This window comes from Micromonospora sp. NPDC001898 (genome assembly GCF_042891255.1).
Lineage (GTDB): Bacteria > Actinomycetota > Actinomycetes > Mycobacteriales > Micromonosporaceae > Micromonospora.
Window position 1 is genome coordinate 36008 of the sequence record NZ_JBIATC010000028.1, and the last position, 13878, is coordinate 49885.

Below are 13878 nucleotides of genomic sequence, written 5' to 3' on the forward strand. Positions count from 1 at the left end.
CCGCCGCTTGCCCATTAGCGACAGGTGATCTACCGATGGCGAACGAAGCCAAGCTCCGCGAGTACCTCAAGCGCGTCACCGCTGACCTGCACGAGACCAGCGAGCGCCTGAGGGCCGCCGACGAGCAGAACCACGAGCCCATCGCGATCGTGGGGATGGCCTGTCGCTACCCGGGCGGGGTGCACAGCCCCGAGGCGCTGTGGCGGCTGGTCGAGGCCGGCGGGGACGCGGTGACGCCGTTCCCCGCCGACCGGGGCTGGGACGTGGAGAACCTCTACGACCCCGACCCGGAGGCACACGGCAAGTCGTACACCCGCGAGGGTGGTTTCCTGCTCGACGCGGGCGAGTTCGACGCCGGCTTCTTCGGCATCTCGCCCCGCGAGGCCCTGGCGATGGATCCGCAGCAGCGGCTGCTGCTGGAGGTCGCCTGGGAGGCCGTCGAGCGGGCCGGCATCGCCGCCGAGTCCCTGAAGGGCAGCCGGACCGGCGTCTTCACCGGCGTCATGTACCACGACTACGTCTCCCGCCTCAACGGCGTGCCCGACGAGGTCGAGGCGTTCGTCGGCACCGGCAACCACGGCAGCGTCGTGTCCGGCCGGATCGCCTACACCTTCGGCTTCGAGGGCCCGGCCGTCACCGTCGACACCGCCTGCTCGTCCTCCCTGGTCGCCCTGCACCTCGCCGCGCAGGCGCTGCGCTCCGGCGAGTGCACCCTCGCTCTGGCCGGCGGCGTCACCGTGATGTCCAGCCCGGACACGTTCGTCGGCTTCAGCCGGCAGCGGGGCCTGTCCCCGGACGGCCGGTGCAAGTCCTTCTCCGCCACCGCAGACGGCACCGGCTGGAGCGAGGGCGCCGGCCTGCTCCTGCTCGAACGGCTCTCCGAGGCCCGGCGTAACGGCCACCCCGTGCTCGCCGTCGTCCGCGGCACCGCCGTCAACCAGGACGGGGCCAGCAACGGACTCACCGCCCCGCACGGCCCCTCCCAGCAGCGGGTGATCCGCCAGGCCCTCGCGAACGCCCGGCTCACCCCCGCCGACGTGGACGCCGTCGAGGCGCACGGCACCGGCACCCGGCTCGGCGACCCGATCGAGGCGCAGGCGGTCATCGCCACGTACGGCCGCGAGCGGCCCGCCGACCGGCCCCTGTGGCTCGGCTCGATCAAGTCCAACCTCGGGCACACCCAGGCCGCCGCCGGGGTCGCCGGCGTGATCAAGATGGTCATGGCGATGCGGCACGGCGTCCTGCCCCGCAGCCTGCACCTCGACGAGCCGTCCCCGCACGTCGACTGGACGGCCGGCGCGGTCAGCCTGCTCCGTGCGGCCCAACCCTGGCCGACCGCCGCCCGCCCGGCGCGGGCCGGCGTCTCCTCCTTCGGGGTGAGCGGCACCAACGCCCACGTCATCGTCGAGGCCGCCCCCGTGGCGGAGCCCTCGGCCGCTCCCGTGGCGGAGCCAGCAGCCGCGCCCGTGGCGGAGCCGTCGGCCGGCGACGAGGTGCCGCCGCCGGCCGGAGCAGTCACCGGCCCCGACCCGCTGCCCTGGGTCCTGTCCGCCCGCAGCGCCGCCGCGCTGACCGCCCAGGCGCGGCGGCTGCGGTCCTGGCTCGCCGAGCACCCCGACGTCCCGCCGGCCACGCTGGGCCGGGCCCTCGCCACCGGCCGGTCCGCCCTCGAACACCGGGCCGTGCTGCTCGGCGCCGATTCGGACGACCTCCTCGCCGGGCTCACCGCGCTGGCCGACACCGTTCCCGCCGCCACCGTGCGGCGCGGCGTCGCCAGCCCCACCCGCCTCGCCGTGCTCTGCACCGGCCAGGGCGCCCAGCGCGTCGGCATGGGCCGCCGGCTGTACGCCGAGTTCCCCGCCTTCGCCGCCGCCTTCGACGCCGCGCGCACCGAACTGGACCGGCACCTTGACCGGCCCCTCGACGCCGTCCTCGACGGCCCCGCCGAACTGCTCGACCGCACCGGGTACGCGCAGGCGGCCCTCTTCGCCGTCGAGGTGGCCGCCTACCGGCTCGTCGAGTCCTGGGGCGTCGTCCCGGACTTCCTCACCGGACACTCCGTCGGCGAGGTCACCGCCGCGCACCTGGCCGGCGTGCTGTCCCTGCCCGACGCCGCCCGGCTGGTCGCCGCCCGGGGCGCCCTCATGCAGGCGCTGCCCTCCGGCGGCGCCATGGTGTCCGTACGGGCCGGCGAGGCGGAGGTGCGCGCCCACCTGGCCGCCGCGCCCGACGTGACCGGGGCGGAACTGGCCGCCGTGAACGGCCCCGACTCCGTCGTCGTCTCCGGTGCCGAGGACGCGGTGCTCGCCGTCGCCGGGCACTTCGCCGCCCTGGGCCGGTCCACCCGGCGGCTGCGGGTCAGCCACGCGTTCCACTCCGCCCGGATGGACCCGATGCGCGACGCGTTCGCCGCCGTGCTCGGGCAGCTCACCTTCGCCGCGCCCCGGATACCGGTGGTCTCCACCGTCACCGGCACGGTGCTCACCCCGGAGGAGATCTGCTCCCCGGCGTACTGGCTGCGCAACGTCCGCGACACCGTCCGGTTCGACGCCGCCGTGGCCACCCTGCGCGAACACGGCGTCGGCGCGTTCGTGGAGGTCGGTCCCGGCGGCGTGCTGTCCGCGCTGGCCCAGGAGATCACCGGCGACGACCAGGCCGCGTACGCGCCGGTGCTGCGCGCCGACCAGGACGAGGCCGCCACCGCCCTCGCCGCCGCCGCGACCCTGTGGACCCGTGGCGTGCCGGTGCGGTGGACCGCCCTGTTCACCGGCCCGGCCGCGCCGGTGGACCTGCCCACGTACGCGTTCCAGCGCGACCGCTACTGGCTGCTGCCGCTGCCGCAGCCCGCCGACGTGACCGCCGCCGGGCTGACCCCCACCGGTCACCCGCTGCTCGGCGCGGTGTTCCGCTCGGCCGACGGCGACGAGGTCACCCTCACCGGCCGGCTGTCCGTCGAGACGAACCCCTGGCTGGCCGAGCACGCGGTGCGCGGCACCGTGCTGTTCCCCGGCACCGGCCTCGTCGAGCTGGCGCTGCGCGCCGGTGCTGAGGTCGGCGCCGACGTGCTCACCGAGCTGACCCTCCAGGCCCCGCTCACGCTCCCCGACACCGGCGGCGTCGACGTGCAGGTCGCCGTCGAACGCTCCGGCGACTCCGGCGACGCGTGGCAGGTCACCGTGCACGGCCGCCGGTCCGGCACCGACGACCTGTGGGTCCGGCACGCCACCGGCCAGCTCGCCCCGGGCGACGGCACGGGGGCCGCCGACGGACTGCGCACCCCGGTCGACGGCGCGCGGACCGGCCAGGGACCGGCCGACTGGCCGCCGGCCGGCGCGACACCCCTGGACGTGGCCGAGCCGGCCGTGCGGGCCGCCGAGGCCGGCTTCGCCTACGGCCCGGCGTTCCAGGGGCTGCGCGCCGCCTGGCAGGCCGGCGCCGACGTGTACGCCGAGGTGGCGCTCCCCGAGCCGGCCGCCGGCGAGGCCGACGCGTACGGCCTGCACCCCGCCCTGCTCGACGCCGCCGTGCAGGCCGTCGGGCTGGGAATCGTCGAGGCCGGGGAGGCCCGGCTGCCGTTCGCCTGGTCCGACGTCACGGTGTACGCCCACGGCGCGGACACCCTGCGGGTCCGGCTCACCCCGACCGCCCCGGACACCGTCACCATGCTGGTCGCGGACGCCGCCGGCGCACCCGTCGCGCGGGTCGGCTCGCTGGCCCTGCGGCCCCTGCCGGCCGGCGACCTGACCCCCGCCGGGTCGCCGTGGCGCAACTCCCTGTTCCGCCTCGACTGGCCCCGGCACCCGCAGACCGGCGGTACCGCCGACGGCCTCGCCTGGGCGGTGCTCGGCGACCGCCCCGCGCCGCTGCCGGCCGGCACCGCCGCCACCCGCCACCCCGACCTGGGCGCGCTCCTCGACGCCGGGGTGCCGGACGTCGTCCTGCTCCCGGTGACCGGCCCCGCCGACGCCGACGCGGCCGGGACGCACGAACTGCTCGCCGACACCCTCGCCGTCCTCCAGGGCTGGCTGGCCGGGGACCGGCACACCGACGGCTCCCGGCTGGTGGTCCTGACCAGCGGGGCCGTCGCCGTGGACCACGACGGGGACATCACCGACCCGGCCGCCGCCGCCGTGTGGGGCCTGGTGCGCTCCGCGCAGGCCGAACACCCCGGCCGGTTCCTGCTCGTCGACGTCGACGACGACGAGCGGTCCGCGTCCGCCCTCGCCGGCCTGCTCTCCGGCGACGAGCCGCAGGCGGCGGTGCGTGCCGGGGAGGTCCGGGTGCCCCGCCTCGTGGCCGCCGACCCGGAACCGGCGGCGCCCGCGCCGGCCCTCGACCCGGCCGGCACCGTCCTCGTCACCGGTGGCACCGGCGCGCTGGGCGCGCTGCTCGCCCGCCACCTGGTCACCCGGTACGGTGCCCGGCACCTGCTGCTCACCGGCCGGCGTGGTGCCGACGCCGACGGCGTCGCGGACCTGCTCGCCGACCTGGCTGACCTGGGCGCGACGGCCCGGGTCGAGGCGTGCGACGCGGCCGACCGCCCCGCCCTGGCCGCGCTCCTGGACGGGATCGACCCCGCCCACCCGCTGACCGGGGTCGTGCACACCGCCGGAGTGCTGGCCGACCGCACCCTCACCTCGCTCACCCCCGACACCCTGGCGCAGGTGCTGCGGCCGAAGGTGGACGCCGTCCGGCACCTGCACGAGTTGACCGCCGGCCGCGACCTCGCCCTGTTCGTCACGTACTCCTCGGCCGCCGGGGTGACCGGCAGCCCCGGGCAGGCCAACTACGCCGCCGCCAACGCCTTCCTCGACGCCCTCGCCCACCGCCGGCGGGCCGCCGGCCTGCCCGCACTCTCCCTGGCCTGGGGGCCGTGGGCCGAGTCGGGTGGCGGCATGACCGCCGCCCTCGGCCGCGTCGAGACCGACCGGCTCGCCCGCTCCGGCGCCCGCCCCATCGCCCCGGCCGACGGCCTCGCCCTCTTCGACGCCGCCCTGCGCACCGGCCTGCCGGTCGCGGTCCCGGTGGCGTTGAACGGCCCGGCGCTGCGCTCCCAGGCCGAGGCCGGCACCCTGCCCGTGGTGCTCCGCGGCCTGGTCCGCCCGCCCCGGCGGCGGGCCGCCCGGTCCGGCTCCGCCGGGCCCGCCACCCTGGCCGGGCGGCTGGCCGGGCTGGACCGCGCCGAGCGCGCCGCCGCCCTGCTGCGGCTCGTCCTGGACCAGGTCGCGGCGGTCCTCGGGTACGCCGACGCCGCCGCCGTCGAGGCCGGACGCCCGTTCACCGAACTGGGATTCGACTCGCTGACCGCCGTCGAGCTGCGCAACCGGCTCGGCGCGGAGACCGGTCTGCGGCTCCCCGCGACCCTCGTGTTCGACCACCCCACCCCGCTCCGGCTCGCCGACCACCTGGACGCCGAGACCGGGGGCGGCGCCGACCCGCTGCCGGCGCTCCGCGCCGCCGCCGCGCCCGACGACCCGATCGCCATCATCGGCCTGAGCTGCCGGTTCCCCGGCGGCGTGCGCTCACCGGAACAGCTGTGGGACCTCCTCAGCACCGGCGGGGACGGCATCACCGACTTCCCGACCGACCGTGGTTGGGACATCGGCGACCTCTACGACCCGTCCGGCGTCCGCCGCGGCAGCAGCTACGCCCGGGAGGGCGGCTTCCTGGTCGACGCCGGTGACTTCGACGCCGGCCTGTTCAAGATCTCCCCGCACGAGGCCCTCGCCATGGACCCGCAGCAGCGGCTGCTGCTGGAGACGTCCTGGGAGGCGATCGAGGACGCCCGGATCGACCCGCTCGCCCTGCGCGGTCGCCCGGTCGGGGTGTTCGCCGGCATGATGTACCACCACCATGCCGCAAGCCTGGTCGACGTCCCCGAGGCCCTCGACGGCCACCTCGGCGTCGGTACGGCCAGCAGCGTGCTGTCGGGTCGGGTGTCGTACTCGTTCGGGTTCGAGGGGCCGGCGGTGACGGTGGACACGGCGTGTTCGTCGTCGCTGGTCGCGTTGCACCTGGCGGTGCAGGCGCTGCGGTCCGGCGAGTGTGACCTGGCCCTGGCCGGCGGCGTGACCGTGATGGCCACCCCCGACACCTTCGTCGACTTCTCCCGCCAGCGCGGCATGGCCCCCGACGGGCGGTGCAAGTCGTTCGCCGAGGCGGCCGACGGGACGGGTTGGTCCGAGGGCGTCGGCGTCATCCTGGTGCAGCGGTTGTCGGATGCGCGGCGGGAGGGTCGGCGGGTTCTGGCGGTGGTGCGGGGTTCGGCGGTGAATCAGGATGGTGCGTCGAACGGGTTGACGGCGCCGAATGGTCCGTCGCAGCAGCGGGTGATCCGGCAGGCCCTTGCCGGTGCGGGGTTGTCGTCGGTGGATGTGGATGTGGTGGAGGCGCACGGTACGGGTACGACGTTGGGTGATCCGATCGAGGCGCAGGCGTTGCTGGCGACGTACGGGCAGGGTCGGGATGTGCCGTTGTTGTTGGGGTCGGTGAAGTCGAACATCGGTCATACGCAGGCGGCGGCGGGTGTCGCCGGGATCATCAAGATGGTCCTTGCCATGCGCGCGGGTGTGGTGCCGGCGACCCTGCACGTGGACGAGCCGTCGTCGCACGTGGACTGGGAGTCGGGCGCGGTCACCCTGGTGACCGAACCGCGGGGGTGGCCGGAGGTGGGCCGGCCGCGTCGGGCGGCGGTGTCGTCGTTCGGCATCTCCGGCACCAACGCGCACGTCGTCCTGGAGCAGGGCGACGACGACCCTGCCCCCGCGACCGCCGGGGACGCGCCTGTCGGTGTGCCGGTGCCGTGGGTGGTGTCGGGTCGCTCCGGGCGGGCCCTGCTGGGTCAGGCGGCGCGGTTGGCGTCGTTCGCGCGCGGCCGGTCCGACCTGGCGGTGGCCGACGTGGCGTGGTCGTCGGTGTCCTCGCGGGCGGCGTTGGAGCACCGTGCTGTGGTGTGGGGCTCGGGCGTGGACGAGCTGGTGGCGGGCCTGGACGCGGTGGCGGCTGGTGGTGCTGCGGCGTCGGGTGTGGTGTCGTCGGGTCGTCGGGCGGTGCTGTTCACCGGTCAGGGTGCGCAGCGGGTGGGGATGGGTCGGGAGTTGTACGACCGGTTTCCGGTGTTCGCGGTGTCCTTCGACCGGGTGTGTGGGCTGATCGATGCTGAGTTCGACGGTGGGTTCCCGCCGTTGCGGGAGGTGGTTTTCGAGGCTTCCGCCGAGGCGGGTGTGTTGGACCGGACGGTGTTCGCGCAGGCGGGGTTGTTCGCCGTCGAGGTGGCGTTGTGGGACCTGCTGCGGTCGTGGGGGGTGCGGGTCGACTTCTTCGCGGGTCACTCGGTCGGTGAGGTGACGGCGGCGTACGCGGCGGGGATGTTGTCGCTGGAGGATGCGTGCGTTCTCGTGGCGGCGCGGGGTCGGTTGATGCAGGCCCTGCCGGCCGGCGGTGGGATGTTGGCGGTGGCCGCGTCCGAGGCTGAGGTGTTGGCTGCCCTGGAGGGGTTGGCCGACCGGGTGGGGATCGCCGCTGTCAACGGGCCCACGGCCGTCGTCGTGTCGGGCGCGGTCGGGGCGCTGGACGAGGTGGAGCGGGTCTGGCGGGAGCGGGGCGTGCGTACCCGTCGGTTGGCGGTGAGTCATGGGTTCCACAGCCCGTTGATGGAGCCGATGCTCGACGAGTTCGGCTCCGTGGTGGCGGGGTTGTCGTGGCGGGCTCCGGCTGTGCCGGTGGTGTCGAACGTGACCGGTGTGGTGGCGGACCCGTTGGAGTTGGTTGATCCGGCGTACTGGGTGCGTCATGTGCGGCAGCCGGTGCGGTTCGCCGACGGGGTCACCGCACTGCGTGACGCGGGGGTGGACACGTTCTTGGAGGTGGGGCCGGACGCGGTGTTGACGGCGATGGTGGCCGATGTCGCCGCCGGTGACGGGGTGCGTCGGGTGGCGGCGTTGCGTCGGGACCGTTCTGAGGTGGAGTCGCTGTTGGCGGCGGTGGGGCAGTTGTACGTGGCCGGGGTGTCGGTGGACTGGGCCGCGTACCTCGCACAGGCGGGGGCCCGGCCGAAGGCCGTGGACCTGCCCAGCTACGCCTTCGACCACCAGCGTTACTGGCTCAACGCAGCCACCCGATCCCACCGCCCCGCCGGCACCCGGCGTACCGCCGAGGACGACGCCTTCTGGCGCGCCATCGAGGCGGAGGACGTGGCGGCCCTCGCCGAGAGCCTGGCCGTCGACGCGGACACCCCGCTCGCCGAGGTGCTCCCGGCGCTGTCCACCTGGCGGCGGCGCCGGGAGACCGAGGCGACCCTCGACTCCTGGCGGTACCGGGTGGCCTGGCAGCCGGTCGTGGACGACCCCACCCGGCCCGAGGCCACGGACTTCCTGCTGGTCGTACCCGCCGACGCCGACCCGTCCGTGGGCGACTGGGTGGCCGCGCTCGACCCCGCCCGGACCCGCACCGTTCAGGTCGAGGCCGGCTGCGACCGCAAGCGCCTCGCCCAGGACCTGACCGACGCCCTGCCGGACCGGGACCGCGCCGGCACCGCCGTCCTGTCCCTCCTCGCGCTCGACGACCGGCCGTACGGGGAGACCGGGACCGTGCCCGCCGGCCTCGCCGGCACGGTCGTGCTCGCCCAGGCCCTCGGCGACGCCGGGGTAGCCGCCCGGCTCTGGATCGCCACCCGGGGCGCGGTCTCCGTCGGCTCCCGCGACCGGCACGTCGACCCCGCCCAGGCGATGACGTGGGGCTTCGGCGGCGTGCTGCGCGCCGAGCACCCGCACCGCTGGGGCGGACTGGTGGACCTGCCCGAACGCCCCGACCGGGGTGCCGTCCGGACCCTTCGTACGCTGCTCGCCGGCCCCGGCGCGGAGGACCAGGTCGCCCTGCGCGCCGCCGGCTGCCACGCCCGCCGGCTCGTCCGGGCCACCTACGGCGACGGCGGCCCCCGCGACCCGTGGACGCCGCGCGGCACCGTGCTGATCACCGGAGGCACCGGTGCCCTCGGCGGACATGTCGCCCGCGCACTGGCCGCCGCCGGCGCCGAACACCTCCTGCTCGTCAGCCGCCGGGGCCCGCAGGCGTCGGGCGTCGGGACGCTCGTCGACGAGCTGACCGCGCTCGGCAGCCGGGTCACCGTGGCGTCCTGCGACGTGGCCGACCGCGCCGCCCTCGCCGACCTGCTGCGGTCGGTCCCCGACGGCCTTCCCCTGACCGCCGTCGTACACACCGCCGCCGCGCTCGACGACAACGTGATCGACGCGGTGACCGTCGACCAGATGGCCGCCGCGCTCCGGGCCAAGGTGACCGCCGCCACCAACCTCGACGAGCTGACCCGGGGCACGGACCTGTCGGCCTTCGTGCTCTTCTCCTCCCTCGCCGGCATCATGGGCGGCGCCGGCCAGGCCACCTACGCGCCGGGCAACGCCTTCCTCGACGCGCTGGCCCAGCGGCGCCGCGCCGAGGGACTCCCGGCGACCTCGCTCGCCTGGGGCCTCTGGGCCGACGGCGGGGTGAGCGCCGGTGAGTTCGAACAGCGCCTGGCCCGGGACGGATTCGGGGCCATGGCACCCCGGACCGCCGTCGAGGCCCTGCCCGCGGCGCTCGGGCGTGACGAGACGTACCTCGTGGTGGCCGACATCGACTGGGCCCGGGTGGCCGCTGCCGGCACCCGCCCCGACCCGCTCACCCGGGACCTGGTGGCGGGGGCCGCGCCGGCCGCGCTCGCCGCCGCCGACCCGGCGCCGACGTCCGCGCTGCTCGCCCGGCTCGCGGCGATGTCCGGCGCGGAGCAGGCGCACGCACTGGGTGACCTGGTACGCGGCGAGGTCGCCGCCGTGCTCGGCCACGACTCCCTGGACCGGGTGGCACCCGACCGGGCGTTCCAGGACCTCGGCTTCACCTCCCTGGCCGCCGTGGAACTGCGCAACCGGCTGGACGCGGCCACCGGCCTCACGCTGTCCAGCACCCTCGCGTTCGACTACCCGAACCCCACCGCCCTCGCCGGTCACATCCACGCCGAACTGCTCGGCGGGCGGGCCCTGCCCGCACCGACCGTGGTCGGCGGCCCGGTCGTCGCCGACGACCCGATCGTCATCGTCGGCATGGGCTGTCGCTTCCCGGCCGGCGCCGGGTCCCCGGCCGAGCTGTGGAACCTGCTGGTCGGCGGCGTCGACGCGATGTCGCAGTTCCCGACCAACCGGCACTGGGACCTGGCGTCCCTGCGTGACTCCGCCGAGTCGTCGTACGTCAGCCGGGGGGCGTTCCTGCACGAGGCGGGCGCGTTCGACGCGGAGTTCTTCGGCATCTCGCCGCGCGAGGCCCTCGCCATGGACCCGCAGCAGCGGCTGCTGCTGGAGACGTCGTGGGAGGCGTTCGAGGACGCCCGGATCGACCCGCTGGCCCTGCGCGGGGCCCGGGTCGGGGTGTTCGCCGGCACCAACGGCCAGGACTACGGGACCGTGGTGCGCCAGGCCGGTGAGGCGCTGACCGGGTACGGGGCCACGGGTGCCTCCGCCAGCGTGCTGTCGGGTCGGGTGTCGTACTCGTTCGGGTTCGAGGGGCCGGCGGTGACGGTGGACACGGCGTGTTCGTCGTCGCTGGTCGCGCTGCATCTGGCGGCCCAGGCGCTGCGGTCCGGCGAGTGTGACCTGGCCCTGGCCGGGGGCGTGACCGTCATGGCCACCCCGGGCGCGTTCATCGAGTTCTCCCGGCAGGGCGGGCTGGCGGCCGACGGGCGGTGCAAGGCGTTCGCCGAGGCCGCCGACGGCACCGCGTGGGGCGAGGGCGTCGGCGTCCTCGTCGTGCAGCGGTTGTCGGATGCGCGGCGGGAGGGTCGTCGGGTTCTGGCGGTGGTGCGGGGTTCGGCGGTGAATCAGGATGGTGCGTCGAACGGGTTGACGGCGCCGAATGGTCCGTCGCAGCAGCGGGTGATCCGGCAGGCCCTTGCCAGTGCGGGGTTGTCGCCGGTGGATGTGGACGTGGTGGAGGCGCACGGTACGGGCACGACGTTGGGTGATCCGATCGAGGCGCAGGCGTTGCTGGCGACGTACGGGCAGGGTCGGGATGTGCCGTTGTTGTTGGGGTCGGTGAAGTCGAACATCGGTCATACGCAGGCGGCGGCGGGCGTCGCCGGGATCATCAAGATGGTCTTGGCGATGCGGTACGGGGTGGTGCCGGCGTCGTTGCACGTGGACGAGCCGTCCTCGCACATCGACTGGTCGGCGGGGACCGTCGAGCTGGCGACCGAGTCGCGGGGGTGGCCCGAGGTGGGCCGGCCGCGTCGGGCGGGGGTGTCGTCGTTCGGCATCTCGGGGACGAACGCGCACGTGATCCTGGAACAGCCGGAGTTCGGGGTGGAGCCTGATTCAGGGGCGGGGTCCATCCCAGGGGCGGAGTCTGTCCCGGGGCTGGAGGCCGTTGTCGGTGTGCCGGTGCCGTGGGTGGTGTCGGGTCGCTCCGGGCGGGCCCTGCTGGGTCAGGCGGCGCGGTTGGCGTCCTTCGCGCGGGACCGGTCCGACCTGGCGGCGGTGGATGTGGCGTGGTCGTTGGTGTCGTCGCGGGCCGCGTTGGAGCACCGCGCGGTGGTGTGGGGATCCGGCGTGGACGAGCTGGGGGCGGCCCTCGACGCGGTGGCGGCCGGGGATGCGGTGTCGGGTGTGGTGTCGTCGGGTGTGGTGTCGTCGGGTCGTCGGGCTGTGTTGTTCACGGGTCAGGGTGCGCAGCGGGTGGGGATGGGTCGGGAGTTGTACGACCGGTTCCCGGTGTTCGCGGTGTCCTTCGACCGGGTGTGTGGGCTGATCGACGGCGAGTTCGACGGTGGGTTCCCGCCGTTGCGGGAGGTGGTTTTCGAGGCTTCCGCCGAGGCGGGTGTGTTGGACCGGACGGTGTTCGCGCAGGCGGGGTTGTTCGCCGTCGAGGTGGCGTTGTGGGAGTTGTTGCGGTCGTGGGGGGTGCGGGTCGACTTCTTCGCGGGTCATTCGGTCGGTGAGGTGACGGCGGCGTACGCGGCGGGGATGTTGTCGCTGGAGGATGCGTGCGTTCTCGTGGCGGCGCGGGGTCGGTTGATGCAGGCCCTGCCGGCCGGCGGGGGGATGCTGGCGGTGGCCGCGTCCGAGGCTGAGGTGTTGGCTGCCCTGGAGGGGTTGGCCGACCGGGTGGGGATCGCCGCTGTCAACGGGCCCACGGCCGTCGTCGTGTCGGGCGCGGTCGGGGCGTTGGACGAGGTGGAGCGGGTCTGGCGGGAGCGGGGCGTGCGTACCCGTCGGTTGGCGGTGAGTCATGGGTTCCACAGTCCGTTGATGGAGCCGATGCTCGACGAGTTCGGCTCCGTGGTGGCGGGGTTGTCGTGGCGGGCTCCGGCTGTGCCGGTGGTGTCGAACGTGACCGGTGTGGTGGCGGATCCGTTGGAGTTGGTTGATCCGGCGTACTGGGTGCGTCATGTGCGGCAGCCGGTGCGGTTCGCCGACGGGGTCACCGCACTGCGTGACGCGGGGGTGGACACGTTCTTGGAGGTGGGGCCGGACGCGGTGTTGACGGCGATGGTGGCCGATGTCGCCGGGGGTGACGGGGTGCGTCGGGTGGCGGCGTTGCGTCGGGACCGTTCTGAGGTGGAGTCGCTGTTGGCGGCGGTGGGGCAGTTGTACGTGGCCGGGGTTTCGGTGGACTGGGCCGCGTACCTCGCACAGGCGGGGGCCCGGCCGAGGGCCGTCGACCTGCCCAGCTACGCCTTCGACCGCGCCTGGTACTGGGCCGAGCCGTCGGCGTCGACCGACCTCGCCACCCGCGACGACGCTCTCGACGGGCGGTTCTGGGCGGCGGTGGAATCGGGCGACCCGGCTCTGCTCGGCGACGAGCTGGGCGCGGGCGCGGACGAGCCGTTCGGCGCGGTGCTGCCGAAGCTCGCCCGGTGGCGTCGGGACGCGAAGCGCCGGTCGACGGTCGACTCGTGGCGATACCACGTCGTGTGGCGGTCGCACGCGGTCGACGATCGAACCACCCTCACGGGCACGTGGCTGGTGCCGATGCGGCCCGGCCAGGAGGACCACCCGGCCGTCGCCGCGCTGGTGGCCCGGGGCGCCCGGGTCGTACCCGTGGTGATCGACGGTGTGGACCGGGACGGGATCGCGCGGCAGCTCGCCGGCGCGGTGCGGCCCGGCGACCCCGTCACCGGTCTGCTCTGCGTGATGTCCCTCGCCGGTGCCGGGGTGGCCGAGGCGCTGACCGTGGCCCAGGCGCTGACCGATGCCGGTGTCGACGGTCGCCTGTGGTGGCTGACCAGCGGTGCGGTCTCGGTGGACGGCTCCGACGCGACGGCCCTCGACGCCACGGCCAGTGCCATCTGGGGCCTGGGTCGGGTGGTGGCGTTGGAGGAGCCGGGCCGTTGGGGTGGCCTGGTGGACGTGCCGGGTGCGGCGGACGGACGGGTGTGGGACCGGCTGTGTGGGGTGTTGGCGGGTGGCGGTGAGGACCAGGTGGCGGTGCGGCCGTCGGGCGTGTTCGTGCGGCGGCTGGCGCGTGCCGGTGCCGGTGCCGGTGCTGGGGTGCGGTTGTCGGGGACGGTCCTGGTGACGGGTGGCACCGGTGCGCTGGGGCTGCGGGTGGCGCGGTGGGCGGTCGGTGCCGGTGCGGAGCACGTGGTGCTGGTGTCCCGGCGGGGCGACGGTGCGCCGGGGGTCGCCGGTGTGGTGGAGGAACTGCGAGGGCTGGGCGCGCGGGTGTCGGTGGTGGGGTGTGACGTGGCCGACCGGGCGGCGGTGGCCGGGTTGCTGGACGGTCTGGCGGGGTGTGGTGATCGGGTGCGGGCGGTGGTGCACGCGGCGGGGGTGGCGCAGATGACCCCGTTGGGTGAGGTGGGTGCGGAGGAGTTGGGGGAGGTGCTGCGGGCGAAGG

At 75.4% G+C, this 13878-nt stretch carries 1 pseudogene; it reads left to right on the top strand.

From position 1 onward, the window contains the following. Positions 1 to 35: 35 nt before the first annotated feature. Positions 36 to 13878 (top strand): annotated as a pseudogene (locus ACFYZF_RS28915) (type I polyketide synthase); the annotation flags it as partial.